This window comes from Streptomyces sp. SID12501, assembly GCF_010550245.1.
Lineage (GTDB): Bacteria > Actinomycetota > Actinomycetes > Streptomycetales > Streptomycetaceae > Streptomyces.
The window spans coordinates 1-25,375 of record NZ_JAAGLU010000053.1; the positions used below are offsets into that span (position 1 = coordinate 1).

The window sequence follows — 25,375 nt, forward strand, 5'->3', positions numbered from 1 at the left end:
GGGGAGATGAACTCCCACTCGGCATCCGAAAGTTGAGGTCGAGACACCCCACCGTTTTACTCCAGGACCCCCGGCTTTCCCACACCGGGGGCTCACCAGATCACGACTCCACACAGGCCCTAGGACCTGCGGCTCGTCACCTGTGGACCCTCTCGTCGGCTGCGGTCCCGCAAAGGCCGAAAACAGGGGGAACGCCCCGCAAATCCGCCCGCCGTGAGGTGGACGTTCCGCAAAAGTGCCCCATGAAGCGTGCGTACCTGCTTCTCTCTGTTTCAGGGAGATTCCGTACGACCATCGGGTGAAGGAGGCCGCCGTGAGACGAGTGCGCCCTGGGGCGGCGGCGTCCCGCGGTGGAACCGCCTCCCGCAAGGTGGGCGAGGAGCGCGCCCTGACGAGCGTCGCGGCCGGCGCCCGCTACGAGGAGGCGTACGAGGAGCCGAAGGACGTGGCGCGCCTGTGGCATGTCACGCTCAGCGTCTCCGGCGTCGAGGCTCCGCTGAAGGAGGTCCGGCGCGGTCTGGAGCAGCTCGCCCACGACCATCCCTTCCTGCTGACCAGCCGGTACGCCAACGACCACGCGGAGATCCGCTACTGGGAGGAGGCCCGCGATCTGCACGACGCCGCGGCCGTCGCCCTGCGTCTGTGGGGCGAGCACCGCCAGACCGCGAAGCTGCCGCCCTGGGAGATCGTCGGCCTGGAGGTCATCGACCGCGAGACCTACCACTACCGCATCGCCGAGGGCTTCGGCCCACAGCCGGCGACCCCGGTGGGCGTCCACCCCTTCTGAGGCACCGGGGCACTTCTGGGGTCTGTCCGGTGGATTTGCGGGCTCTGCGGGGCTTGTCTCGGGGTTTGGGATAGCCGGTGGACGGTTCCGTCCGGCGCACTACGCTTCCCCCATGACCACGCTTTCGCCGTACGACTCGATGTCCCCGGTCACACAGGCCGCCTACCGCGCCAAGGCCGCCGCCGCCGACCTCGCCCCCCTTCCGCGGGCCGAGAAGGACGACGCGCTGCTCGCCGTCGCGGACGCGCTGGAGGTCCGTACGAGCGAGATCGTCGAGGCCAACGCCAAGGACATCGCCCGCGCGCGCGAGGCCGGTACCAGCGAGACGGTCATCGACCGGCTGACGCTCACCCCGGAGCGGGTGCGTGCGATCGCCTCCGACGTCCGGGACGTGGTGGCGCTGCCCGACCCGGTCGGCGAGGTCGTCCGCGGCTCCACCCTGCCCAACGGCATCGACCTGCGCCAGGTCCGCGTCCCGCTGGGCGTCGTCGGCATCATCTACGAGGCCCGCCCGAACGTGACGGTCGACGCCGCAGCCCTCTGCCTGAAGTCCGGCAACGCGGTACTGCTGCGCGGCTCGTCCTCCGCGTTCGAGTCGAACACCGCCCTGGTACGGGTGCTGCGCGACGCCGTCGGAGGGGCCGGCCTGCCCGCCGACGCCATCCAGCTCGTACCCGGCGAGGGCCGCGAGGCCGTACGGGAGCTGATGCGGGCCCGTGGCCTGGTCGACGTACTGATCCCGCGCGGTGGCGCCTCCCTGATCCGGACCGTCGTCCAGGAGTCGACCGTCCCCGTCATCGAGACGGGCACGGGCAACTGCCATGTGTACGTGGACGCGCAGGCCGATCTCGACATGGCGATCGAGATCCTGATCAACTCCAAGGCCCAGCGCCCGAGCGTCTGCAACTCCGCCGAGACGCTCCTCGTCCACCAGGACATCGCCCCCGAGTTCCTGCCGCGCGCCCTGGACGCGCTCGCCGAGGCCGGGGTCACCGTGCACGCCGACGAGCGCGTGCTGGCGTACGCGAAGGACTCGAAGGCCACGGTGGTCGAGGCGACCCCGGAGGACTGGGAGACGGAGTACCTGTCGTACGACATCGCCGCCGCCGTCGTCGACTCGCTGGACCGGGCCGTCGAGCACATCCGGCTGTGGACCTCAGGGCACACGGAGGCGATCGTGACGACCTCGCAGCAGGCCGCCCGCCGCTTCACCCAGCTCGTCGACTCGACGACGGTCGCCGTCAACGCCTCGACGCGCTTCACCGACGGGGGTCAGTTCGGTTTCGGCGCGGAGATCGGCATCTCGACGCAGAAACTGCACGCACGCGGGCCGATGGGGCTGCCGGAGCTGACCAGCACGAAGTACATCGTCACCGGTGACGGGCACATTCGCCGCTGACGGGCAGGACCCGGGGTCCGGCCGCCGGGGCGCGCGGCGGCGGCCGGCGGCGGCCCGCGGTGAATGAAACACATCTCATCCGGTAGCTGAATTTCCCTACCGTCTGCCCAAATTGACACCCCCGGTCTACTCTGGATACGTGCCGGAGGACGTGGGGGGCACGCCGTTCTTCCCTGACGGCTGGGAGCCCGACGACGACCACGACCGCGGGGTGCCGGACGAAGAGTTCGCCTCCGTGGTCTTCGACGAGGCCTTCGTGCAGGCGGCCGTGGTGCACGAGCCGACCGCCGTCGATCGCCTCCTGGCCGCCGCGCAGGCGAGAGCGGAGGCCTCCGAGGCCGAGGCGCGCCGGGCGCGCACCAGAGGCCCCAGAGGGGACGACGAGCGCTACGAAGACGGCTTCGGACCCGACGACCCCGCCTATTTCGGCCACGCTCCGGATCTCGACGACCTGGACGACACCCAGTTCCTGGAGAGCCGCTACGGCGCTCCGGGCACCCACGGCAAGCAGGTCTCCCGATGGCACCGCCCGGTCGCCTGGATGCTCGCCCTCGTGATGGGGATCGGCATGGTCGCGCTGGCTTTCACGGCGGTCTACCGGGGGGCGTCGTCCAGCCGTCAGGAACAGGTGCCGCCGCCCGCCTCGACCGGCCTTGAGCAGGGCAGCGGGCCGGGGATCGGAGCGAGTCCCTCGGCCTCGGCCGACTACTCCCAGCCGGCCGTCTCGGCGATCCCGCGGACTCCCTGACCCGAACCCGCCGGCGCCCTGTTCCCTCCTGGTGAGAACCTGTCAGAACTTGTGGTGCAGCGGGGCGTTTACCGAGGCTTCCGGAGACCTACTCTGAATGTATGGGCGGATCAGGAGACCCACCTGAGGGGACACCCGAGGCTGCCCCTGGTGGCGACGAGGACGAGTACCGATCCGTCGTCTTCGACGAGTCGTTCGTCCGCGCTGCCCGGCTCCAGGAGTTCTCCGCCCAGGAGCGCCTGGACGACCACGCGCCCGCCGTACGCCGTCGCCAGCCCCTGCACCGGGGGCTGTCCCGGCAGGCGCTGATCCTCGTCCTGCTGGTCGCTCTCGCCTTCGGCACCGCGATCTACATGGGTGTACGGAACCCCTACGAGAGCCCGGTCGCCGAGTTGGCCCCCGAGCCGCTGCGGATCACGGTGATCCCGCTCGCGCCGCAGAGTGCCGTACCCGGTGCGATCGACCCAGAGCAACTGTTCGAGCACAGTCCGGCGGCCCAGTTCTCCATAGGTGCCGAGGGCATCGCACTGCCCGCCACGCGGCGCACCGCGCACTTCTCGGACAGCCAGGTCGTCAGCGCCCTGACCGCGGCCAAGGACTACATAGTCGAGTCCTCGCTGTATCCGGAGGTGCTTGCCGGCCGAGAGATCCGGGCCGTGCGGGTGATGCTCGATCCGGACCAACTCGACCAGTTCGACGCGAGTTTCGACAGCCCGGCCGCCGACGGCAGGCACGCGCCCACCGGATGGCTGGTGCGCTTCGACCCCGCCCACGCCCAGCTTGCCGACGACAGGATCCGGGTACGGGGCACGCTGCGGGCCGCCGAGACCGACTCGTCGACCCTGGAGGTCGTCGCGGACCACACGTTCGTCTACGCGCTGCGGCCGACCGGCGCCGGCGAGCAGGCGAAGGCGTCCCTGTTCACCGTCCGGCGCGAACTGCACTTCACCTTCGACCTCGACGACCTGCGGATGCACCAGGTCCGGCTGGTCGTCTCCTATGTCCAGGCCGGACCGCTGTCCTGTGCGGAGGACTCCGTCGGTTACCTGAGGCCGCTGCTGGCCGGCCAGACCGCGAAGGCGGGTGGCCCCGCCGGGACGGATCCCTTTGCGACGGGCAGTGCTACGGCGTTGTGCGGGTCGCTGGCGGCGGGGGCGCAGCCGAAGGTGTAGCCGCACCGGTGCCGGCATCGGCGGGGTGATCGGCAGGCTTTGCCGGTCCCCGTCAGTCCTCGTCGCGAGGCGGCTGGTCCTTGGGCGGGGTGGAGTCGCCGGGCGCGGAGCTGCCGTTCCCGCCGAAGCCCCTTCGTACCCGGCCGCCCAGGTCGCCCGCGCCGCCCGCGATGTCGGAGACCAGCTTCATCAGCGGGTCCTTGGAGCTCTTGACGTTGCTCGCGTAGCTCGCCGCCGACTCGCGGAAGGAGCCCGAGACCGAGGTGTCCTTGTCCTCGGCGCGGCGCGGATAGTGACCGTCCATGATCCGCTGGTAGTCGCGGGACTCGGCCCACTTCTTCAGCTCGGCGGCGCGCACGGTGGTGAAGGGGTGGGTGCGCGGAAGGACGTTGAGGATCTTCAGCACGGAGTCGCGCAGGTCGCCGCCCGCCTCGTACTCCTCGGCCTGGGCGAGGAACGCGTCCACGTTCATCTCGTGCAGGTGGTTGCCGCCGGCGATCTTCATCAGGCCGCGCATCGAGGCCCTGAGGTCCTGGCCGACGAGCAGACCCGCGCGGTCGGCGGACAGCTCCGACTTGCGGAACCACTCGCGCAGGGCGGTGACGATCGCCATGATCGCGAGGTTGCCCAGCGGGATCCAGGCGACGCGGAGGGCCAGGCCGGTCAGGAAGAGCAGGATGGTCCGGTAGACGGAGTGGCCGGAGAGGGCGTGTCCGACCTCGTGCCCGACGACGGCGCGCATCTCCTCCTCGTCGAGCAGCTCGACCAGGCCGGTCGTGACGACGATGATCGGCTCGTCCAGACCGATGCACATCGCGTTGGGCTGCGGGTCCTGGTTGACGTACATCGTCGGGACCTTCTCCAGGTCCAGGATGTGGCAGGCGTCGCGCAGCATGGCGTTGAGGTGGGCGAACTGCTGGTCCGAGACGCGCACGGAGTCGGACAGGAACAGCAGCCGCAGACTGCGCTCGGGAAGCAGCCCGCTGAGCGCCTTGAAGACGGTGTCGAACCCGCTGAGCCTGCGCAGGGCGACCAGGGCGGAGCGGTCGGCCGGGTGCTCGTACGCCCGTGAGGAGATCCCCGGGAAGCGGGTGCGCTGTCTGCTGGGCACGTTCTCCTGGCCCTCCGGCCCCTGTCCGTTGGTCTCGTGGCTGTCGTCGGACATGTGTTCCCCCATGCGTCTGATTGCCCTATGTGCCCCCCGAAGCGGGGCCCAGCCTAGGCGGAGATACCGTGGCGGGGCAGCACACCGTAAGGAGCGATCCGATGGACCACACCCCCGTAACCGACTGGATCAATGAGGCCGCGAGCGCCGCCGAGAAGCAGGGATCCGGCGATCTGCTCCGGGTCGTGCTGATCGTGATGTTCTTCGGCTGCATCCTGACCGCGTGGTTCCTGCTGCGGGGGTACAGGCAGAAGGACGACTGAGACGGGCCGGAAGTTCCCTCGGCGGCCCTCTCCCGGACCTGTCGGCGGAGTCGGCGTGATCCCCGTCGGCGGTCACGCTTACGATGAGCCGACGTCTTTATCCCGCCCTCACCGGATAGGTCCTGCCGAAGATGAGCTTCCACAGCACCGCAGCCCAGTTGGTCACCCTCGCAGCCGAGGGCGAGGAGCACGGCGGCAACCACGAGAGCCTCAGCCCCTACTTCACAGGTGGCGGCGCACTCTTCATCCTGCTGCTCCTGCTGTGGATCACCACCCGCTTCAACCGCGACCGCTGATTCCGGTCCAGGAGGGGCCGGAGCCTGTGGCCGGTGCCCTCAGGTCGGGCCGGTAGGGTCTGCCGCATGGGAGAGCAGGACATGCCTACCGGTCCGGCGAACAACGCCGGCGACCGTCCGGCGCGCGACACGGAGAACCGTCCGGAGCTCCGGCGTGTGCCCGGCAACGGCCCGACGAACCCGGGCAAGCGCCGCCTCGGCGTCATGGGCGGCACATTCGATCCGATCCACCACGGGCACCTTGTGGCGGCCAGCGAGGTCGCCGCGCAGTTCCACCTCGACGAGGTGGTGTTCGTACCGACCGGACAGCCGTGGCAGAAGACCGACCGCAAGGTGTCGCCGGCCGAGGACCGCTACCTGATGACGGTCATCGCGACCGCCGAGAACCCCCAGTTCTCGGTCAGCCGCATCGACCTCGACCGCGGTGGCCCGACGTACACCACGGACACCCTGCGCGACCTGCGCGCGCTCAACCCCGACACGGACCTGTTCTTCATCACGGGCGCCGACGCGCTCGGCCAGATCCTCACCTGGCGCGACGCCGACGAACTGTTCTCCTTCGCGCACTTCATCGGGGTCACCCGGCCCGGTCACACCCTGACCGACCCGGGACTCCCGGAGGGCGGTGTCTCGCTCGTCGAGGTTCCCGCCCTTGCCATCTCGTCCACAGACTGCCGTGCGAGGGTCGCCAAGGGCGACCCGGTCTGGTATCTGGTGCCGGACGGTGTGGTGCGCTACATCGACAAGCGCGAGCTGTACCGCGGCGAGTGAGCCGAGAGGGGCACCGGTGAACGACCCATACGACTCGGGGTACGACGGCGACCAGCAGTACGAGCTCGTCGGCTACGACGACCACGGCCGGCCTGTGTACCAGCCGGTGGCGCCACAGCAGCAGTACCAGCAACAGGTACAGCAGCCAGGGCAGCAGTCGTACGACCCTTACGCACAGCAGGCCCCCCAGACGCAGGGGTACGAGGGGTACGGCTACGACCCGTACGCGACCGGGCAGCAGCAGCCCGTCCCGTCGTACGACCCGTACGGCGTCGCCGACCCGGCCACCGGGTACGACCCCTACGGGCAGGCGGCGAGCAGCGGGCAGCAGCCCCGGATCGCCGAGCAGGCACCGCCCGTGGTGCCGACGGCACGGACCGCGCAGGCCGAACAGACCGCCTACGTCCCGCAGCAGGGCGGGCCGGTCGGGGGCGACGTCCCGCAGGCTCAGGAGAGCCCGCAGGACGGGGGTGAACGCGACTACAGCACCCAGCAGTTCGCCTTCGTCGAGGAGCCCACCGGCGACTCCGAGGACGTCATCGACTGGCTGAACTTCACCGAGAACCGCACCGAGCGGCGCGAGGAGGCCAAGCGCCGCGCGCGTGGCCGCGGCATCGCCCTGGTCGTCGTCCTCGCCCTGGTGGCGGTGGGCGGAGCCGGCTACCTCTGGTACGCGGGGAAGCTGCCCGGGACGTCCTCCACGGACACCAGAACCACCGGGGCGACCACCGCGGGGGCCCAGAAACGGGACGTCGTCGTCGTCCACCTGCACAACACCAAGAAGGGCGGCACCTCCACTGTGCTGCTCGTCGACAACGCCACCGCCAAGCAGGGCACCACCGTCCTGCTGCCCAACTCCCTCGCCCTGACCGACGACGACGGCACCACGACAACGCTCGCCAAGTCCGTCGACGACGACGGCTCCTCCGGGACACGCGACGCGCTCGACACGGTCCTCGGCACCGACATCGAGGGCACCTGGCGGCTCGACACCCCCTACCTGCAGAACCTCGTCGAGCTGGTCGGCAACATCGACATCGACACCAACACCGACGTACCCGACCCGGACGCCAAGAAGAAGGGCACGACGCCCCTGGTGAAGAAGGGCGAGGCCCAGACCCTCAGCGGCAAGATGGCCGTCGCCTACGCCACCTACCTCGCCTCCGGCGAGGCGCAGGACGCCCAGCTGGAGCGGTTCGGGCAGGTCATGCAGGGGGTGCTGCGCAAGCTGTCCTCGGACAGCCAGGCCGCGACGGTCACCGTGCAGACGCTGGCGCAGATCCTCGACCCCTCGCTGACCGACAAGGACCTCGGCAGCTTCCTCGCCAGGCTCGCCGACCTCGCCAAGGGCGGCGACTACAAGACCGCGCTGCTGCCCGTCCGGGGCGACGGCACCCTGAGCGCCCAGGCCAGCTCCTCGGTCGTCAAGACCGTGCTCGGCGGCACCGCCAAGAGCCCCGACAAGGGCGCCGCGGTCCGTGTCTCCGTCCAGAACGCCAGCGGCGACAAGAGCGGCACCGAGAAGGCCCGCATCGCCCTCCTCAACGGTGGCTTCACCTTCCTGGAGGCCGGTACGGCCGACACCGCCCGCGCCACGTCACAGGTCACCTATGCCGACGCCGCCGACAAGCAGAACGCCACCGAGGCAGCCAAGACGCTGGGCTTGCCCACGAGCTCGGTCAAGAAGGGCACGGTCTCCTCGAACGCCGACGTGTCGGTGATCCTCGGCCAGGACTACAAGGCTGGTTCGTGACGGCGCGACGGTGTCACGGCGCGCACACCCCGGGCCCGAGCGGGTGCCCGGGGTGCGATCCGGTAATGACGTGGGGTGGTGTCGGTGGTCCGTGAGACCCTTGGGTAACCCGTACGGGTCCCTGACCGCCGACCGAAAGCCTTGTAGTGACCGCCACTGACCGTTCCATCGAGCTCATCTCCGCCGCCGCTCAGGCGGCTGCCGACAAGCTCGCGCACGACATCATCGCCTACGACGTCAGCGACGTGCTGTCGATCACGGACGCCTTCCTGCTGGCCTCCGCACCCAACGACCGCCAGGTCAAGTCGATCGTCGACGAGATCGAGGAGCAGCTCAGCAAGGAGCTCGGCGTCAAGCCGGTCCGCCGCGAGGGCGACCGCGAGGCCCGCTGGGTGCTCCTGGACTACGTCGACATCGTCGTCCACGTCCAGCACAGCGAGGAGCGCGTCTTCTACGCCCTGGAGCGGCTCTGGAAGGACTGCCCCGAGCTGGAGCTCCCCGACGACGCCAAGGCCACCCGTGGCAAGGCCGCCGAGCACGCCAAGCTTCGGGTCGAGGAGGACACCGCCGACTTCGGAGGCCTGCGGTGACCGCTCCCGCGCCCGCCGGGGCCCGTCGCAAGCCGGGCCCGGGCCGCCGCCTCATCCTGTGGCGCCACGGCCAGACGGCGTGGAACGTGGAGCGGCGCTTCCAGGGCACCACGGACGTCGAGCTCACCGGGACCGGCATCGGCCAGGCCCGGCGCGCCGCCCGGCTGCTCGCCTCCCTGAAGCCCGACGCGATCGTCGCCTCGGACCTCCAGCGCGCGGCGCACACCGCGCGCGAACTCGCCGAGCTCACCGGCCTCACGGTGACGCACGACGAGGGCCTGCGCGAGACGTACGCGGGCGTCTGGCAGGGGCTGACGCACGACGAGATCATCGCCCGCCACGGCGACGAGTACGCCGCTTGGAAGCGCGGTGAGCCGATCCGCCGCGGCGGCGGCGAACTGGAGACCGAGGTCGCCGACCGAGCCGCCCCCGTGGTGCTGCGGCACGCCGAGAAGATCCCCGAGGACGGCACCCTCGTGGTGGTCAGCCACGGCGGCACCATCCGGACCACCATCGGGCGCCTGCTCGGCCTGGAGTCCCATCACTGGGAGAGCCTCGGCGGCCTCTCCAACTGCTGCTGGTCCGTCCTCGGCGAGGGCGCCCGCGGCTGGCGCCTCCTCGAGCACAACGCCGGCACACTGCCCGAACCGGTCCTCGGCGACGACGACTGAGCGCCCCTCCCCGCACCCCGTCAGGGACCGGGACCCGGATTTCACTTTCCGGCTGGTCGCAGGCTAAAGTTCTTCTTGTTCGCCCCGCCGGTCCGGGCGGAACGCGAGGGGCTATAGCTCAGTTGGTAGAGCGCCTGCATGGCATGCAGGAGGTCAGGAGTTCAATTCTCCTTAGCTCCACAGATCAAGAACATCGTGCGACGAGAGTCCCGCTCCCCCCAGGGGAGCGGGACTCTCGTCGTTCGCCCGCCGTCTTCGGCAGACTCTTCCCGGACCCGCTTGAGTCACTTGGGGTCCCGGAGGCGTATACCTCTGCGGAAGCTCTTCTTACATGCAAGTTTGCGCTGCCCGCACGGCTGTGGTGGGTGCCGTGTCCGGACTGGTACGAAGGCGTCGCTGACCGTATTGGTCCGTCCGTGGCAGAATCAAACGGCCGAAGGGGGCGCGGCCCGACGGGAGGGAGTTGCGATGCCTGCGAGCATCCTCAGGGAGGTCGGTCACCTCCCTGAAGCGGCAGTCATACGGGGCAGGAGAACCCGTCTCAGCTGCCCTTCCTGCGGTTCCGGCCATGTCGCCCAGGTGCTCGGTGACAACGGTGGCGTTTCCTACGTGTGCACGGCCTGCGGCCACAGCTGGAGCTGATCGATGGGTGCACACAGGAGGAAATGCGACTGGTGCGGCAGTGGTACGCCCATCGTCCGTGACATGGAGCCGGTGAACCACGACTACCAGTACTGGTGCGAGGAATGCGCGCGGGCGTTGATCATAAAGGGCGACCCGATCGAGACCTACCGTGAGCTGGAGGGCGAGCCGATCTACGGCCGGCTCCTCGAAGAGCACTGCACCCTCAAACGGTTCTACTCGTTCGTCACGGCCTGACCCCGGTACCCCTGCCGGGCCGGTCGGAAACGATTTGGTGCTGCACCGGGGGACCGGTAATGTTGGCGTCGCCGCCGGGGAAACCCGGTGGGACGCGAGGGGCTATAGCTCAGTTGGTAGAGCGCCTGCATGGCATGCAGGAGGTCAGGAGTTCAATTCTCCTTAGCTCCACAGAAATCGAAGGCGGGTCATCCGAACAGGATGGCCCGCCTTCGGCGTTGTGCGCGGAGATGGGTGCGGGGATACGTACGGGGAACGCGGACGGCGGGCCACTCGATCGATCGAGTGGCCCGCCGTGGTTGCTTCCGGGTGTCTCAGCGACCGCTGCCCAGGGCGCGTCGCCCCCGGCCGCCGCGCTGGGACAGGACCGGCAGGCGGTCGGGGGCCGAGGTTTTGGTGTCCTCCTCGAGGCGCAGTGCCAGCGCCGGGCAACGGCGCACCGCGCGCAGTGCCTTCGCCTCCGCGTACCGGGGCACCTTCGCCTGCGCGACGGTCGGGAAGCCGTCGGCGCCGAGTTCGAAGACCTCCGGGAGGATGTCGGCGCACAGTCCGTGGCCCCGGCAGAGGGTCCAGTCGACGTAGATCTTCTGGCGGCTGGGGCCGCTCTCCTCCTCCGCCTGGCCGCCCGGGATGCCCGTGGGCGTCTGACCGCCCTCGAAGAGCGGCAGAACGCCTTCTACGGGCCTTCCGCAGCCGTTTCCGAGGACGTGGGCCGCGAGGTCGTCCGTGAACGCCTTGATGGTCGATTCCAGGAACATCGCCGAGCCGTCCGGGTGCGAGCACGCGCCGCGTCGTTTCACGGACTTGGCGACCTGCTTGACGGCCTCCAGCGCGGCCGGGCCGCCGCCGTTGAGGATGTCCGCCATGCCGCGCGCCGCGGCGGGCAGACCGAGGTAGCAGGGGCCGCACTGGCCGGCGCTCTCCTCGGCCAGCCACTGGGCCACGCGCAGCGACTCGCCCAGCGGGCAGGTGTCCTGGCTGATCGGCAGGATCGCGCCGGCGCCGAGCGCGCCGCCCACCGCGTCGAGGGAGTTGCGCGAGACGATCGCCTCGTTGACCGTCGCCGAGTCGATCCACTTGCCGTGGTAGCCGCCGGTCAGCACACCCTGCGGGACCGGCGGGGCGCCGGCGAGCTGGAGGACGTACCGCAGCGGCACACCGGTGGGGACCTCGATCACCATGGGGCGGGCGACCGCGCCGGAGACCGTGAGCATGACGGTGCCCGGCTCGTCGTACAGGCCGGTGTTGCAGTAGCGCTCGGCCCCGATACGGGCGGCGATGGCCAGCTGGGCGTACGTCTCGGCGTTGGACAGCAGGGTGGGTGCGCCGCCGACGCCGCTCTGTGAGGCGCTGATCTTGCGGCCGGGCGGGATCGCCGGGCCGCCGTCGATGGAACGGATCAGGGAGGCGGCGGCGCCGGTGACCATCCGGATCGGATTGCGCTGCACGCGCGCACGCAGGGCCGACCGGCGCCCGTTGTTGAGGCCGCGCTCGGCGAGTGCGGCCTCCATGGAGCGCTGGGTGGATTCACGTGTCACCCCGATGACGAGGGTGCGGGCGCCCATGGCCTCCGCGCAGAGCAGGGCGCCGTCCAGGATGAGGTGCGGGGCACGGTTGACCAGCACCGTGTCCTTGCGGCAGGCGGGTTCGTCCTCGCTCGCGTTGACGACGACGACCGGCCGCACACCGCGGCGGATCGCCGTCTCGGCGACCGACCGCAGCTTCTTGTGAAAAGGGAAGCCCGCGCCGCCGCGGCCCTTCAGTGAAATGCGTTCGGCGAGCTGCGCGAGCTGCTCGCCGCCCATCGGTTCGAGCGGCCCATGCACCTTGAGGTGCATGGGCAGGTCCAGTCGTTCGACAAGGTCGAAACCCGACGTGAGCTGGGGAAGCCCGACCACGCGGACTTCGGGGACGTCGGGCAGAGCCTCGTTCACTTAAAGCCTCCGGAAGGCGCGTTCCAAGGTTCGCCCGAACCCGGTGCGTCGAAGTCATAGGAAGCACCGGGGTTTGTATCAGTGGCGGGACCGCTGTTGTACGTGTCGTTCGCGTTGTACGTGCCATAGGCGGCATTCGACTCACCGGTGTTGTACACATCACCCGTGTTGTACGCGGCAGCGCCCGGATTGCCATAGACCGGGATGTTGTATCCGGTGTCGTTCATCGGGTCGTACGCCGACACGGGAGCCTCGCCGAGGGGCGGCGGGGACGGGATCGGCCAGCTGCCCGACGTACTGCCGTCCATCCGCGGCATCGCCTCGGTGGACTGGATGTCCATACGGGCGGTCTGGTCCATGTACGAGTCCTGCGCGCGTGGGGGCGGCGTCACGGCACGGTAGGCCGCCGCGAAGCCGTCCTGCGCGGGTTCGGGTGTCATGGTGCGGCTGGCCGGAGCGTCGTAGAGCGGCGCCGCGGAGGGCGCGCTGCGCGGTGTGGGTATCCCCGCGTCCCCGCGCGCGGGCCTGCCCGCCGACGGGTTCTCGTAGCCCGGCAGGGAGGACTCCCCGAGGCGTGCCCGGCTCGCGTCCAGGCCCTCGCGGCCCATGCGCTCCTGGGACCCCAGGATCGCCATGATCTGGGCGGCCACCTTGCGCTTGAACGGACGGGGCGCCGAGCGCAGCGCCAGGGCCGCGATGACCGCGACCAGGCACAGGCTGTACAGGATCGTGAAGACCGGCTTCGCCTGACGGCCCGCGTACAGGCCGTGGACCAGCGCGAAGCACCAGGCCGGGTAGGCCAGCATGTGCATCGCGCGCCAGCGCGCGGCGACCGGTGCCGGGGAGGCGAACCGGCTGCGCAGCGCGCCGGTGACGGCTGTGAAGATCATGAGCAGGCCGGCCATGGAGCCCATGCCGATGAGACCTGAGGTGCCGGTGACGCCGAGGCTGAAGGGGATCAGTGCGGCGATCAGCGTGACGTGGTCGAGTGCCAGCTTCACCGAGACGTGCAGCAGCAGGAAGGCGACCGAGGAGACGGCGGTCGTCCGGTGCACGGCCTGTGCGATCAACCGCTGACGGGTGTTCAGGAAGACCCGGTCGGTCGCGACCAGTCCCCAGATCACCGAGCAGGAGAGGGCGACCAGCGACAGCACGCCGGCGCCGAAGTTGAGGAAGTCCTGGACCGTGTCACCTCCGACCAGCACGACCACGGGTATGAGCAGCAGCATGGCAGCGGTCGCCATCCCGGAGGCCGAACGGCCAGTCCCGGGAAGCGAACTGTTACTACGAGGGTTCATGGGGGCAACTCCGAGCGGTTCGGGAAGGCGGTCCCGCGTCGAACTCTAAGTCGAGACATACCGAGGAGTACGAGGTTTGAGTTATTGCGCTGTTACCAAAGGGCTGTGAGGCCGTTGTGATGTCCCATAGGGGTTGTTACGCGGAGTAATTTTTGAACCTGGTTCAGGTTTTTCTGTGTGGCGATTCACGTTTCCCCCTGAGGTCCAAGAGGGTCGTGGGAGTGTCGTGTGGGGGTCCTGTGGGGACTTTCAGGACTCTTCCCGGGCGTGGCACCCGGTGCCGCGCACCCCGGGAACTCCGTCGCGGCGCGCTCGACGGCTGCGGTACCCTGACGCCATGCGTGCCGTACGCCTTCTGCTTAGCGAGCCGCGCTGATCAGTCCCGACCACTGACGAATCGTGGTCGGCATCGGCGCGGCGTCCCCTCCTGTGCGAGGGGATTTTTCATTTCCAGGCCGCTGGCAGAGACGATCGATGGAGCTTTGAGACCATGAGCGAGACGAACCCCGCTGCCGCCGCCGAGGTCGCGGCGCCGCACCGCTACACGGCCGCCATGGCGGCCGACATCGAGGCACGCTGGCAGGACTTCTGGGACGCCGAGGGCACGTACGCAGCCCCCAACCCGACCGGTGACCTGGCGGGCGACCCCGAGCTGGTCGCCAAGCCCAAGAAGTTCATCATGGACATGTTCCCGTACCCCTCCGGTGCGGGTCTGCACGTCGGCCATCCGCTGGGCTACATCGCGACCGACGTGTCCGCCCGTTTCCAGCGCATGACCGGCCACAACGTCCTGCACACCCTGGGCTTCGACGCCTTCGGCCTGCCCGCCGAGCAGTACGCCGTGCAGACCGGCACGCACCCCCGGGTGTCCACCGAGGCCAACATCGCGAACATGAAGGTCCAGCTGCGCCGGCTGGGCCTGGGCCACGACAGGCGCCGGTCCTTCGCGACGATCGACCCGGAGTACTACAAGTGGACCCAGTGGATCTTCCTGCAGATCTTCAACTCCTGGTACGACGAGGAGGCGGACAGGGCCCGCCCGATCGCCGCCCTGATCGCCGAGTTCGAGAGCGGCGAACGCGCCGTACCCGGTGACCACGCGCGTGCGTGGAACGAGCTGACCGCCACCGATCGCGCCGACGTCCTGAGCGAGTACCGCCTGGCGTACGCCTCCGAGGCGCCCGTCAACTGGTGTCCGGGACTGGGCACCGTACTGGCGAACGAGGAGGTCACCGCCGACGGCCGTTCCGAGCGCGGCAACTTCCCCGTCTTCAAGGCCAAGCTGCGCCAGTGGAACATGCGCATCACCGCCTACGCCGACCGGCTGCTGAACGACCTGGACGCGCTGGACTGGCCCGAGGCCATCAAGCTGCAGCAGCGCAACTGGATCGGCCGCTCCGAGGGCGCCCACGTCGGCTTCCCGGCGGACGGCGAGGCCATCACGGTCTTCACCACCCGCCCGGACACCCTGTTCGGCGCCGGCTACATGGTCCTGGCGCCCGAGCACCCGCTGGTCGAGAAGCTGATCCCGGCGGCCTGGCCCGAGGGCACCCACGACGTCTGGACGGGCGGCCACGCCTCGCCCGCCGAGGCCGTCGCCGCCTACCGCGCCCAGGCCGCCTCGAAGTCGGACGTCGAGCGCCAGGCCGAGGCCAAGGACAAGACCGGTGTCTTCATCGGCTCGTACGCGACCAACCCGGTCAACGGCGAGCGGATCCCCGTCTTCATCGCCGACTACGTCCTGATGGGCTACGGCACCGGCGCGATCATGGCCGTTCCCTGCGGCGACCAGCGCGACTTCGAGTTCGCGCGCGCCTTCGAGCTGCCGATCCACTGCATCGTCGAGCCGACCGACGGGCGCGGCACCGACACCTCGACATGGGACAACGCCTTCGGGGCGCACGACGCGAAGATCATCAACTCGGCCAACGGTGACATCTCGCTGGACGGGCTGGCCGTCGCCGACGCCAAGGCGCGGATCACCGAGTGGCTGGAGCACAAGGGCATCGGCCGCGGCACCGTCAACTTCCGGCTGCGCGACTGGCTGTTCAGCCGCCAGCGCTACTGGGGCGAGCCCTTCCCCATCGTCTACGACGAGGACGGCGTCGCCCACTCGCTGCCCGAGTCGATGCTGCCCCTGGAGCTGCCCGAGGTCGAGGACTACTCGCCGCGCACATTCGACGCGGACGACGCGAACACCGAGCCCGAGACGCCCCTGTCGCGCAACGCGGACTGGGTCAACGTCACCCTGGACCTGGGTGACGGACGCGGCCCGCAGAAGTACCGCCGCGAGACCAACACCATGCCCAACTGGGCCGGTTCCTGCTGGTACGAGCTGCGTTACCTGGACCCGCACAACAGCGAGAAGCTGGTCGACCCGGCCATCGAGCAGTACTGGATGGGCCCCCGCGAGGGACAGCCCCACGGTGGCGTCGACCTGTACGTCGGCGGCTCCGAGCACGCCGTACTGCACCTGCTGTACGCGCGCTTCTGGTCCAAGGTGCTGTTCGACCTGGGGCACGTCTCTTCGGTCGAGCCGTTCCACAAGCTGTACAACCAGGGCATGATCCAGGCCTTCGTGTACCGCGACAGCCGCGGAATCGCCGTCCCGGCCGCCGAGGTGGAGGAGCGCGACGGCGCCTTCTTCCATCAGGGCGAGAAGGTCTCCCGACTGCTGGGCAAGATGGGCAAGTCCCTGAAGAACGCGGTCACTCCGGACGAGATCTGCGCCGAGTACGGGGCGGACACGCTGCGCCTGTACGAGATGGCGATGGGTCCCCTGGACGTGTCGCGGCCGTGGGACACGCGCGCGGTGGTGGGCCAGTTCCGGCTGCTGCAGCGGCTGTGGCGCAACGTCGTCGACGAGGACAGCGGTGAGGTCACCGTTGTCGACACCGAGGCCGACGAGGCGACACTGCGTGCCCTGCACAAGGCGATCGACGGAGTCCGTCAGGACCTGGAGGGCCTGCGGTTCAACACCGCCATCGCCAAGGTCACCGAGCTGAACAACTACCTGACCAAGGCGGGCGGTCCGGTCGCGCGCACGGTCGCCGAGGCCCTGGTACTGCTGGTCGCGCCGCTGGCCCCGCACATCGCCGAGGAGCTGTGGCGCAGGCTGGGCCACCCCGACTCGGTCGTCCACCAGGACTTCCCGGTCGCCGACCCCGCGTACGTCGTGGACGAGAGCGTGACCTGCGTCGTGCAGATCAAGGGCAAGGTCAAGGCGCGCCTGGAGGTCTCGCCGTCGATCTCCGACGACGAGCTGGAGAAGGTGGCACTGGGGGACGACAAGGTCGTGGAGGCGCTGGCCGGCGCGGGGATCCGCAAGGTGATCGTGCGGGCACCGAAGCTGGTCAACATCGTCACGGCGTAGCGCCGGGCGCCGGTGCGGGCGCCGGTGCGGGCGCCGGCACCGGCCGGGTGTCGGCGCGGGCGCAGGAGTGGGCGGTCCGCCAAGTCGCTCGGGGTAGTCCCCTACGGGCAGGTTCGGGGTTCTTTTGGAACTCCGGGCCTGCCCTTTGCGTTTACCGTTGAAGAGCGGCACGAAGGCCGCGACCGGTACGAGGAGGAGCGTCGTGGAAGCCGCTGTCGCAGTTGTCGCCCTGCTCTTCCTGCTGTTCGTGGTGCTGGGCGTGTACGCGACCGTGAAGGTGGTCGGCGCGGCCAAGAGAGGCGTGGACCGGACGATCTCGCAGGCCCGCCGCACGGTCGAGGACACCACACTGCGTGCCAAGACGTATGCCCAGCCCGGCCCGGCCGGCGAGCTGGCCCAGCTCAGGCTCAAACTGCGTACGTCGATGCGTGCCACGCAGGACGCGCTGCACGCGGGCGTGTCCGAGGACGAGTCCCTCAAGGAGTCCCTCGGCCTCTTCGAGCGGCTCAGCGCGCACGGCCACGAGCTGGACGCCGAGCTGAAGCGGCTGGAGTCCGAGCCCGACCGGGCCACGCTGGTCGCACGACTGCCCGCCCTGCGCGAGCGCACCGACCAGATCACGCAGGCGGCCGACTCGCTGCGCTGGGCGGCCCGGGACCGGGCCACCCGTTTCGCGGGCGACGACCTGGACGCCCTGAGGACACAGATAGACGTCGAGGCGGGCGCCCTGCGGCACTGGACGACCGCGGAGCCCACGCCTACCGTGACACCGACTCCCACTCCCACCCCTGCACCCGCTCCGCCGCCGTGGCCCGAGGCCCCGGCCGCAGACGGCGCTGCGGCGCAGCAGACCTGGCCGGACAACCCCGGCGCGCGCCGGGCCGCCGAACCGACCCGGCCGGCCATCACTCCGCCGGTCCAGCAGCCCGTCTACCCCTGGCAGAAGAAACCCCGTCCCGAGAGCACGACTTGATCCGGCGGACCGACTCCGGTCCCGTCGCAGGTGAAAGGGGCGGGCTGCCGCCCACGAGCTACGGCAGGTAACCTCCAGCTCATGTCCCGCCATGTCGCGATCGTCACCGATTCAACGGCCTACCTGCCGCCGCTGATGATGGAGCGCCACGGCATCATCGCGGTGCCGCTGACCGTGGTCCTCGGTGACCAGGCATTCGAAGAGGGCACCGAGATCTCGGCCCGGTCCCTGGCCCAGGCACTCCAGAAGCGCCGTTCCGTCACCACCTCGCGCCCCAGCCCCCAGCTCTTCGCGGAGACCTACCGCAAGGTCGCCGAGTCCGGTGCCACCGGCATCGTCTCGCTGCACCTCTCCGCCGAGTTCTCGGGCACGTACGACGCAGCTGTCCTGGCGGCCCGTGAGGCGCCGGTGCCCGTGCGGGTGGTGGACACCGGAATGGTGGCGATGGCCCTCGGGTTCTGCGCACTGGCCGCGGCCGAGGCGGCGGAAGCGGGCGGCACGGTGGACGAGGCCGTCACCGCCGCGGAGAAGCGGGCCGCGAGCACGTCCGCCTACTTCTACGTCGACACCCTGGACTATCTGCGGCGTGGCGGTCGGATCGGTGCCGCCCAGGCCCTCCTCGGCTCCGCCCTCGCGGTGAAGCCGCTGCTGCAGCTGGACGGGGGCCGTATCGAGCTGCTGGAGAAGGTACGGACGGCGTCCAAGGCCATCGCCCGCCTGGAGGAGATCGTCGCCGAGCAGGCGGGCGGCGCGCAGGTCGACATCGCCGTTCACCATCTGGCAGCCCCCGACCGGGCAGCGGCCCTCGCGGACCGGTTGCGGGAACGGGTGCCGGGGCTGGCCGAACTGCACGTGAGCGAGATCGGGGCGGTGATCGGGGCGCATACGGGGCCTGGGCTGCTGGGAGTGATTGTTTCGCCTCGGTGAGGGGTCCTGCGGGGCTTCTGACGGTGTCTTCGGCCTGTGCGCGGCACTCGTGTGAGTGACGGAGTTATCCACAACCGGCTGGTAATCCACCGGAATTGAGCAAGATCATCGCGAGTGTGGTGGATTGCCCCATCCTCGGCGCATGGCACTTCGATCGCACTCACGCGCAACCACTCCGACCAGCGGCCCGGGTCGCGGGCCGCTGTCCGACGGCCGCGTCCGCCATGGTCATCGCCGTCCCCGCAGCAGGGCCCGGCAACATCAGGCGTCGGCCGACGAGATCCGCCGACGGGCCGAGGTGCTCTTCGGCGGACAAGCACTGGAACGAAGGGAGTTGGGGAACGGGCCGCCGGGGGGTGAGCGGGCTGCGGGGGCGGTGGACGACGGGGAGGAGGTGCCGTCCGCCAGGCCGACGGTGAGGCGTGGGGTATCTGGTGAGGATGCCGGAGCCGGAGCCGGAGCCGGAGCCGGAGCCAGCGGGGGCGAGGGCGGGGGCGAGGGCATCGGTGGGGTCGGTGATGGTGCGACTGCCGTTCCGGGGAGGGGTGCCGGCGCCGGTGCGGTGGGCGAGGGCGCGGGCGGTCGGGCTGACGGGGCTTGGCAGGAGCGGGCCGGGCTTGCGATGCGGGAGCGGATGCCCGTGTGGTTGCAGGTGCGGTGCGGTCTGGAGCGGCGGAGCGTGGTGGCGCTCACGGTGGTGCTGGTCGCTGCCGCGGCGCTTGCCGCGCAGCACTTCTGGACGGGGCGCACCCAGCCCGTTCGGGCGCCGGAGGTGGTGCGGGCGGCGGCTCCGTTCGCGGCGGCGCGGGCGGGCGGCACGGCCGGTCCCCGGAGCGTCGTGGGAACGGCCGGGGCCCAGATCGTGGTGGACGTCAGCGGCAAGGTGCGGGAGCCGGGGGTCCATCGGCTGCCGGCCGGATCCAGGGTCGCCGATGCCTTGCTGGCCGCGGGTGGGGTGCGTCCCGGTACGAAGACCGACGGGCTCAACCGCGCGAGGTTCCTCGTCGACGGCGAGCAGGTGGTGGTCGGAGGGGCTGTGCCCGTCGTACCGGGGGCGGTCGTGGGCGGTGTGGTGGGCTCGGGTGGGGGAGCGGGCGGCTCCGTGGGCGGGGTGGGGGCCGGACCGGCGGCGCCTGTTTCGCTGAACACGGCCACCACGGACCAGCTCGACACCTTGCCGGGGGTCGGTCCTGTGCTGGCGCAGCACATCGTCGACTACCGCACCCAGCACGGCGGGTACCGGTCCGTGGACGAACTGCGTGATGTGAACGGCATCGGTGACCGCCGCTTCGCCGACCTGCGAAACCTTGTGCAGCCATGAGTCGGGTACCGCTCTCATCGGAGTCCGAAGGCCCGCCTGGGCGTGTCGTGGCCGGGCCGGCACAGGAAGAGCCCCGCACGTTCGACGACGAGGTCACCCCCGTCCGTCGAGAACCCCGCGCCCGCCGGTCCGTGCACGCGGCCTCGGGGAAACGGCTGGGGGAAGCCAATCCCCGGCAGGAAGGGCCGACCGACCTGCGGTTGGTGCCGCCCGCGCTGGCAGCCTGGGCGACGGCGGCACTGGCGCTGGATGTCCCGCCCGGCTGGGTCACCGGCGTCGCGGTCGTCTGTTCGGTCGTGGCGGGCCTGCTCCTGCTGGCCCGTCGCACTTCCGGGGGCCCCGGTCTCCCGTCGGCGGGACAGCCCCGGTGGGGCAGCTGGTCGCGGGTCTCCGTGGCTGCCGTGCTGCTCTGTGTCGCCGCGGCCGCCGTCTCCGCCGGGCTGCACGGGGCCGATCTGCGGCGAGGGCCGGTACCGGGGCTGGCGCGGCAGTACGCCCATGTGACCGCCGAGTTGGAGGTCACCTCCGATCCGCGGCTCACTCGGCCCCGCGTCCAGGGCGCCCACGCCCTGCCGACCGCCGTACTGCTCGACGCCGATGTCCGATGGATCGAGGAGACGGACGGAAGCACGGTGGCGACTCGGACGCCCGTGCTCGTGACCGTCGACATGGGCGCGAAGCCGAGGAAGACGGGACCGTTCGGCCGGGCGGCGAAGGCGGCCGACGGGCCGGAGCGTTCGCCCTGGCTGGGGCTGTTGCCGTCCACACGGCTGCGGGTGACCGGACGGCTCGTGCCGGCGTTGACGGGCGGCGACCGGGTCGCGGCCGTGCTGCGGGTACGGGATCGGGCGGCGCCGGAGGTGGTGAGGGAGCCGTCGGCGGCGCAGCGGTTCGCGGGGCGGCTGCGGGCGGGGCTGCGGGACGCCACCGAGGACCTGCCGACCGATGCGGGGGCGCTGTTGCCCGGGCTGGTCGTCGGGGACACCTCACGCGTCACACCCGAGCTCGACGAGGCGTTCAAGGAGACCGACCTCACGCATCTGATGGCTGTCAGCGGGGCGAATTTCACGATCCTCCTCGCCCTGCTCATCGGCCCGCCCGCCCTGGCCCAGCAGGTGGAACGACGTGGCCTCGCACCCCGCCTGGGCATTTCCCTCCGGACGACCGCACTGCTCGGCGGCGCGCTCACCCTGGGGTTCGTCGTCGTGTGCAGACCCGACCCGAGTGTGCTGCGGGCCGCGGCCTGCGGATCCGTCGCGCTGCTCGCCCTCGCGACCGGGCGCCGCCGGTCACTGATCCCGGCGCTGGCGACAGCGGTTCTGCTGCTGGTGCTGTACGACCCCTGGCTGGCGCGGAGTTACGGCTTCCTGCTCTCCGTCCTCGCCACCGGCGCACTTCTCACCCTCGCGCCCCGCTGGAGCCCGGCGTTGCGCAGGCGCGGGGTGCCGCCGCGGCTGGCCGAGGCGCTGGCCGCGGCCGGTGCCGCACAGGCCGTGTGCGCGCCCGTCGTGGCCGTGCTGTCGGCGCGGGTGAGCCTGGTGGCGGTGCCGTGCAATCTGCTCGCGGAGTTCGCCGTCGCTCCGGCCACCGTGCTGGGCTTCGCTGCGCTGGCCGCGGCGCCGGTGGCGATGCCGGTGGCCAAGGTGCTGGCCTGGGGCGCGAGTTGGCCTGCGGGCTGGATCGTGGACATCGCCCGTACAGGAGCGGCGTTGCCCGGCGGGGGAGTGGACTGGCCGGGCAGCTGGACGGGCGCACTGCTGCTGGGGCTGTGCATGGTGCTCGTCGTGTTCGCCGGCGCGCGCCTGCTGAAGCATCCCTGGTGGTGCGCGGCCTGCGGGGTGCTGCTGCTCCTGGTGGTGGTACGGCCGGCGCCGCTGACCAGGGTGATCACGGGGTGGCCGCCGCCCGGGTGGAGGTTCGCGATGTGCGACGTGGGCCAGGGTGACGCGACCGTGCTCGCGGCGGGGGAAGGCACCGGTGTGGTCGTGGACGCCGGACCGGACCCGGCACTGGTCGACCACTGTCTGCGCGAACTCGGCATCACCAAGGTGCCCCTCGTGATCCTCACCCACTTCCACGCGGACCACGTCGCGGGGCTGCCCGGCGTGCTGCGCGGGCGCTCGGTGGGCGCCATCGAGACAACGGGGTTCGAGGAGCCCGAGGACCAGGCGGAGTTCGTGCTGCGGGAGGCGGCGGCCCGGCATATCCCGGTGACGCGTGCCCTCGCCGGGGAGCGGCGGCGGACAGGTGACCTCGACTGGGAGGTGCTGTGGCCGAGACCGGCCCCGGCACCCGAGCCGGAGGGCGCCAACGACGCCAGTGTCACGCTGCTCGTTCGGTCGGCCGGGCTGCGCCTGCTGCTCCTCGGAGACCTCGAACCCCCGGCCCAGCGGGCGCTGTTGAGCTCACCGGCCGCTGCGCAGGTGCGTGCCGTGGACGTCCTCAAGGTCGCCCACCACGGGTCGGCCTATCAGGACCCCGACCTCATACGGGCGGCGGCCCCGAGGCTGGCGCTCATCTCGTGCGGCGCGGACAACACGTACGGGCATCCCGCTCCCAGCACGGTGGCGGCGCTCAGGGACGGGGGTGCCGTGGTGCTGCGGACGGACGAGGACGGGGCGCTGGCGGTTGTCGGCGCGGGCCGGGAGCTGCGGGTGGCGAGAGACTGAGGCCATGGACTCCGCACAGGCTGATGCCTACCTCCGTCGGCTGGGCGCCGAGCGCCCGGCGTCGCCCACCCTCGACGTACTGCGCGAGCTGCAACTGCGGCACCTGGTGTCGGTGCCCTTCGAGAACCTCTCGATCCATCTCGGCGAGGACATCGTCCTGGAGGAGAACCGGCTGTTCGACAAGGTGGTGGGCGCCCGCCGGGGCGGGTTCTGCTACGAACTGAACGGTGTCTTCGGGGCGTTGCTCACGGCGCTGGATTTCGACGTCACGCTGCTCGCGGCGCGGGTGTACGGCGACGAGGAGCGGCTCGGGATCCCCTACGACCATCTGGCGCTGCGGGTGCGGACGGGGGACGGGGGCGACTGGCTGGTCGACGTGGGCTTCGGGGCGCACAGTCACTGTCCGCTGGCGATCGGGCAGCGGCGCGAGCAGGAGGATCCGGGCGGCACGTTCCGGATCGTCGAGGCGGGGCCGGACGCGGCGGGAGCACGGGGTGGCGGGGTGGACGGGGACTCGGGCGCGGGGGACCTGGACGTGGTCCGGGACGGCAGTCGTCGGTACCGGCTGGAGCTGCGGCCGCGTGTGCTCGGGGATTTCGTGGCCGGGGCCTGGTGGCACAGCACCTCACCGGAGTCGCACTTCACGAAGTCCCTGGTCTGTTCGCGGGTCACGGAGGACGGAGGGAGGATCACGCTCGGCGGCCGGAGTCTCACGGTGACGGCGCCGGGTGGAGAGCGGGAGGTGAGGGAGCTGGGGGCGGACAGAGAGGTGCTCTCCGCGTACCGGGAGCGGTTCGGGGTGGAGGTGTCCGTGGTGCCGACGGTTCGGAAACCTGATGGGGGTTGCTGAGGCGGCTGGATCGGGCTTCGTGGTAGCGGAAAATGTCTCCGTGAGCGATGTGAGACATGTGCTGGTACTGCCCGACCGTGATGCCGCCGAGGCCTTGGTGGAGGCGCTGCGTGACCGGTTCGGCCTTGCTGAGGAGCCGCAGCTCGTACGGGATGCGCTGGCCGGCGAGGACGACGCGGAGGACGCGCAGTGGCTTGTGGTGCTGCGGGACGAGGCGGGGCGGCTGGATCCGAAGGAGTTGGACGAGTTCGCGGGGGAGTGGGAGGGGTGGCGTGAGGAGCCGTAGTGCGTGAGAAACCGTAGGCGTGGTCGTAGCGGTGGCCGTATCGGTCCGACGGAGGCTTCGGTGAGCTCGGTGGGCGGCGGCGTTGTCAGTGGCTCGTGGGATGCTTTCGGAAATGGCCAAGAAGACCGCACATGACGACCCTCTCGCCCCTGTCACGCTTGCTGTGGGCCAGGAGGACCTCCTGCTCGACCGTGCCGTGCAGGAGGTGGTGGCCGCCGCCCGGGCCGCCGACTCCGACACGGACGTACGAGACCTGTCCTCGGACCAGTTGCAGCCGGGCACCCTGGCCGAGCTGACCAGTCCGTCGCTCTTCTCGGAGCGCAAGGTCGTGGTCGTACGCAACGCGCATGATCTGTCGGCCGACACGATCAAGGATGTGAAGGCGTACCTCGGGGCGCCCGCGGAGGAGATCACCCTCGTGCTGCTGCACGCGGGGGGAGCCAAGGGCAAGGGGCTGCTCGACGCGGCGCGCAAGGCGGGGGCGCGGGAGGTGGCGTGTCCCAAGATGACGAAACCGGCGGATCGGCTGGCGTTCGTGCGGTCGGAGTTCCGGGTGACGGGGAGATCCGCCACGCCTGAGGCTTGCCAGGCGCTCGTCGACTCGATCGGGAGCGACCTGCGGGAGCTGGCGGCCGCGGTGAGTCAGCTGGTCGCGGATATCGAGGGGACGATCGACGGGGCTGCGGTCGGCCGGTACTACACGGGCCGGGCCGAGGCGTCGAGTTTCGAGGTCGCCGACCGGGCTGTCGAGGGGCGGGCGGCGGAGGCGCTGGAGGCGTTGCGCTGGTCGTTGTCGACCGGGGTGGCGCCGGTGCTGATCACCAGTGCGCTGGCGCAGGGGGTGCGGGCGATCGGGAAGCTGTCCTCCGCGCGGGGTGGGCGGCCGGCGGATCTCGCTCGGGAGCTGGGGATGCCGCCGTGGAAGATCGATCGGGTGCGGCAGCAGATGCGGGGGTGGACTCCGGATGGGGTTGCTGAGGCGTTGCGGGCGGTGGCGGTGGCTGACGCGGGAGTGAAGGGGGGTGGGGACGATCCCGAGTACGCGTTGGAGAAGGCGGTTGTGGTGATTGCCCGGGCGGCTCGGTCTCGGGGGCGTGGATAGGGGTGGGTTTTTCCTCGCCCCCGCCGCCCCTACCCGTCCCATCCCTTTCTGGGGGCTGCGCCCCCAGACCCCCGCTCCGGCCCTGAACGGGCCTTGTCCTCAAACGCCGGACGGGCTGATGGTGCGGGCCGGCGCTGGAGGGATACCG

The 25,375-nt window shown here is 70.7% G+C and carries 22 protein-coding genes and 2 tRNA genes; 21 read left to right on the forward strand and 3 right to left on the reverse strand.

Annotation, left to right across the window (positions count from 1 at the left end; all coding sequences use genetic code 11):
• The first annotated feature begins 322 nt into the window (after nt 1-322).
• The 4 genes from G3I71_RS40545 (at nt 323) to G3I71_RS40560 (ending at nt 4,106) form a co-directional block, all read left to right on the forward strand.
• Nucleotides 323-787 carry a hypothetical protein gene (locus tag G3I71_RS40545; protein ID WP_164323187.1) on the forward strand — a complete coding sequence of 155 codons (465 nt, stop codon included), beginning with the start codon at nt 323-325 and terminating at the stop codon, nt 785-787.
• Nucleotides 788-899: 112 nt separating this feature from the next.
• Nucleotides 900-2,186 (forward strand): glutamate-5-semialdehyde dehydrogenase, encoded by a 1,287-nt coding sequence (locus G3I71_RS40550; RefSeq protein WP_164323134.1) that lies wholly within the window; start codon nt 900-902, stop codon nt 2,184-2,186.
• 139 nt (nt 2,187-2,325) lie between these two features.
• Nucleotides 2,326-2,934 (forward strand): hypothetical protein, encoded by a 609-nt coding sequence (locus G3I71_RS40555; protein ID WP_164323136.1) that lies wholly within the window; start codon nt 2,326-2,328, stop codon nt 2,932-2,934.
• A 101-nt stretch (nt 2,935-3,035) separates the two neighbouring features.
• Nucleotides 3,036-4,106, forward strand: a complete 1,071-nt coding sequence (locus G3I71_RS40560; protein WP_164323138.1) for a hypothetical protein — start codon at nt 3,036-3,038, stop codon at nt 4,104-4,106.
• 52 nt (nt 4,107-4,158) lie between these two features.
• Here the strand turns inward: G3I71_RS40560 and G3I71_RS40565 are convergent, their stop codons facing one another.
• Nucleotides 4,159-5,271 carry a M48 family metallopeptidase gene (locus tag G3I71_RS40565; RefSeq protein WP_164323140.1) on the reverse strand — a complete coding sequence of 371 codons (1,113 nt, stop codon included), beginning with the start codon at nt 5,269-5,271 and terminating at the stop codon, nt 4,159-4,161.
• Between the two features lie 101 nt (nt 5,272-5,372).
• Here G3I71_RS40565 and G3I71_RS50530 point away from each other — a divergent pair, with 101 nt between their 5' ends.
• From G3I71_RS50530 to G3I71_RS40600, 9 genes are all read left to right on the forward strand, one after another.
• Nucleotides 5,373-5,534 (forward strand): hypothetical protein, encoded by a 162-nt coding sequence (locus G3I71_RS50530; protein WP_203688916.1) that lies wholly within the window; start codon nt 5,373-5,375, stop codon nt 5,532-5,534.
• 131 nt (nt 5,535-5,665) lie between these two features.
• Complete coding sequence (locus G3I71_RS50535; RefSeq protein WP_203732653.1) at nt 5,666-5,830, forward strand: hypothetical protein; 165 nt, start codon at nt 5,666-5,668, stop codon at nt 5,828-5,830.
• 66 nt (nt 5,831-5,896) lie between these two features.
• Nucleotides 5,897-6,601: a nicotinate-nucleotide adenylyltransferase gene (gene nadD / locus G3I71_RS40570; protein WP_164323142.1), complete on the forward strand. Its 705-nt coding sequence runs from the start codon at nt 5,897-5,899 to the stop codon at nt 6,599-6,601.
• 16 nt (nt 6,602-6,617) lie between these two features.
• Nucleotides 6,618-8,354 carry a LytR C-terminal domain-containing protein gene (locus tag G3I71_RS40575; protein ID WP_164323144.1) on the forward strand — a complete coding sequence of 579 codons (1,737 nt, stop codon included), beginning with the start codon at nt 6,618-6,620 and terminating at the stop codon, nt 8,352-8,354.
• 146 nt (nt 8,355-8,500) lie between these two features.
• A complete protein-coding gene (rsfS, locus tag G3I71_RS40580) occupies nt 8,501-8,944 on the forward strand; it encodes a ribosome silencing factor (RefSeq protein ID WP_164323146.1) in 444 nt (147 codons plus the stop codon).
• The gene (locus tag G3I71_RS40585; RefSeq protein WP_164323147.1) at nt 8,941-9,615 is read left to right on the forward strand and encodes a histidine phosphatase family protein; all 675 of its coding nucleotides are present in this window, start codon (nt 8,941-8,943) and stop codon (nt 9,613-9,615) included. Before rsfS ends, G3I71_RS40585 begins: the two co-directional genes overlap by 4 nt.
• Nucleotides 9,616-9,722: 107 nt before the next feature.
• Nucleotides 9,723-9,795, forward strand: a tRNA-Ala gene (locus G3I71_RS40590).
• A 465-nt stretch (nt 9,796-10,260) separates the two neighbouring features.
• Complete coding sequence (locus G3I71_RS40595) at nt 10,261-10,494, forward strand: hypothetical protein (RefSeq protein WP_044472114.1); 234 nt, start codon at nt 10,261-10,263, stop codon at nt 10,492-10,494.
• Nucleotides 10,495-10,592: 98 nt separating this feature from the next.
• A tRNA-Ala gene (locus G3I71_RS40600) sits at nt 10,593-10,665 on the forward strand.
• Nucleotides 10,666-10,808: 143 nt separating this feature from the next.
• Here the strand turns inward: G3I71_RS40600 and G3I71_RS40605 are convergent.
• Nucleotides 10,809-12,428: an NADH-quinone oxidoreductase subunit NuoF family protein gene (locus G3I71_RS40605; protein ID WP_164323148.1), complete on the reverse strand. Its 1,620-nt coding sequence runs from the start codon at nt 12,426-12,428 to the stop codon at nt 10,809-10,811.
• Entirely contained in the window at nt 12,425-13,672 is a 1,248-nt protein-coding gene (locus G3I71_RS40610) for a ferric reductase-like transmembrane domain-containing protein (protein ID WP_164323150.1), read from the reverse strand. Before G3I71_RS40610 ends, G3I71_RS40605 begins: the two co-directional genes overlap by 4 nt.
• Nucleotides 13,673-14,216: 544 nt before the next feature.
• Here G3I71_RS40610 and leuS point away from each other — a divergent pair.
• The 8 genes from leuS (at nt 14,217) to holA (ending at nt 25,227) form a co-directional block, all read left to right on the forward strand.
• On the forward strand, nt 14,217-17,099 hold the full coding sequence (gene leuS / locus G3I71_RS40615; protein ID WP_164323151.1) for a leucine--tRNA ligase: 2,883 nt from the start codon (nt 14,217-14,219) through the stop codon (nt 17,097-17,099).
• 202 nt (nt 17,100-17,301) lie between these two features.
• A complete protein-coding gene (locus G3I71_RS40620; protein WP_164323153.1) occupies nt 17,302-18,072 on the forward strand; it encodes a hypothetical protein in 771 nt (256 codons plus the stop codon).
• Nucleotides 18,073-18,153: 81 nt separating this feature from the next.
• Nucleotides 18,154-18,999, forward strand: coding sequence for a DegV family protein (locus G3I71_RS40625; RefSeq protein ID WP_164323154.1), 846 nt, complete (start codon nt 18,154-18,156; stop codon nt 18,997-18,999).
• A 142-nt stretch (nt 19,000-19,141) separates the two neighbouring features.
• Nucleotides 19,142-20,320: a ComEA family DNA-binding protein gene (locus G3I71_RS40630; protein WP_164323156.1), complete on the forward strand. Its 1,179-nt coding sequence runs from the start codon at nt 19,142-19,144 to the stop codon at nt 20,318-20,320.
• A 131-nt stretch (nt 20,321-20,451) separates the two neighbouring features.
• Nucleotides 20,452-22,989 (forward strand): ComEC/Rec2 family competence protein, encoded by a 2,538-nt coding sequence (locus G3I71_RS40635; RefSeq protein ID WP_164323189.1) that lies wholly within the window; start codon nt 20,452-20,454, stop codon nt 22,987-22,989.
• A gap of 4 nt (nt 22,990-22,993) precedes the next feature.
• The gene (locus G3I71_RS40640) at nt 22,994-23,839 is read left to right on the forward strand and encodes an arylamine N-acetyltransferase (RefSeq protein ID WP_164323158.1); all 846 of its coding nucleotides are present in this window, start codon (nt 22,994-22,996) and stop codon (nt 23,837-23,839) included.
• 40 nt (nt 23,840-23,879) lie between these two features.
• Nucleotides 23,880-24,125 (forward strand): hypothetical protein, encoded by a 246-nt coding sequence (locus G3I71_RS40645; protein WP_164323159.1) that lies wholly within the window; start codon nt 23,880-23,882, stop codon nt 24,123-24,125.
• Nucleotides 24,126-24,237: 112 nt separating this feature from the next.
• Nucleotides 24,238-25,227 (forward strand): DNA polymerase III subunit delta, encoded by a 990-nt coding sequence (gene holA / locus G3I71_RS40650; protein WP_203732664.1) that lies wholly within the window; start codon nt 24,238-24,240, stop codon nt 25,225-25,227.
• Nucleotides 25,228-25,375 lie beyond the last annotated feature (148 nt).

Bases quoted from the DNA above. Each gene is read 5' to 3' on its own strand.
- G3I71_RS40550 (WP_164323134.1), top strand. From the start codon at position 900: ATGACCACGCTTTCGCCGTACGACTCGATGTCCCCGGTCACACAGGCC.
- G3I71_RS40560 (WP_164323138.1), top strand. From the start codon at position 3,036: ATGGGCGGATCAGGAGACCCACCTGAGGGGACACCCGAGGCTGCCCCT.
- G3I71_RS40565 (WP_164323140.1), bottom strand. From the start codon at position 5,271: ATGTCCGACGACAGCCACGAGACCAACGGACAGGGGCCGGAGGGCCAG.
- G3I71_RS50530 (WP_203688916.1), top strand. From the start codon at position 5,373: ATGGACCACACCCCCGTAACCGACTGGATCAATGAGGCCGCGAGCGCC.
- G3I71_RS50535 (WP_203732653.1), top strand. From the start codon at position 5,666: ATGAGCTTCCACAGCACCGCAGCCCAGTTGGTCACCCTCGCAGCCGAG.
- nadD (WP_164323142.1), top strand. From the start codon at position 5,897: ATGGGAGAGCAGGACATGCCTACCGGTCCGGCGAACAACGCCGGCGAC.
- G3I71_RS40595 (WP_044472114.1), top strand. From the start codon at position 10,261: ATGGGTGCACACAGGAGGAAATGCGACTGGTGCGGCAGTGGTACGCCC.
- G3I71_RS40610 (WP_164323150.1), bottom strand. From the start codon at position 13,672: ATGGCGACCGCTGCCATGCTGCTGCTCATACCCGTGGTCGTGCTGGTC.
- leuS (WP_164323151.1), top strand. From the start codon at position 14,217: ATGAGCGAGACGAACCCCGCTGCCGCCGCCGAGGTCGCGGCGCCGCAC.
- G3I71_RS40625 (WP_164323154.1), top strand. From the start codon at position 18,154: ATGTCCCGCCATGTCGCGATCGTCACCGATTCAACGGCCTACCTGCCG.
- G3I71_RS40630 (WP_164323156.1), top strand. From the start codon at position 19,142: ATGGCACTTCGATCGCACTCACGCGCAACCACTCCGACCAGCGGCCCG.
- G3I71_RS40640 (WP_164323158.1), top strand. From the start codon at position 22,994: ATGGACTCCGCACAGGCTGATGCCTACCTCCGTCGGCTGGGCGCCGAG.
- holA (WP_203732664.1), top strand. From the start codon at position 24,238: ATGGCCAAGAAGACCGCACATGACGACCCTCTCGCCCCTGTCACGCTT.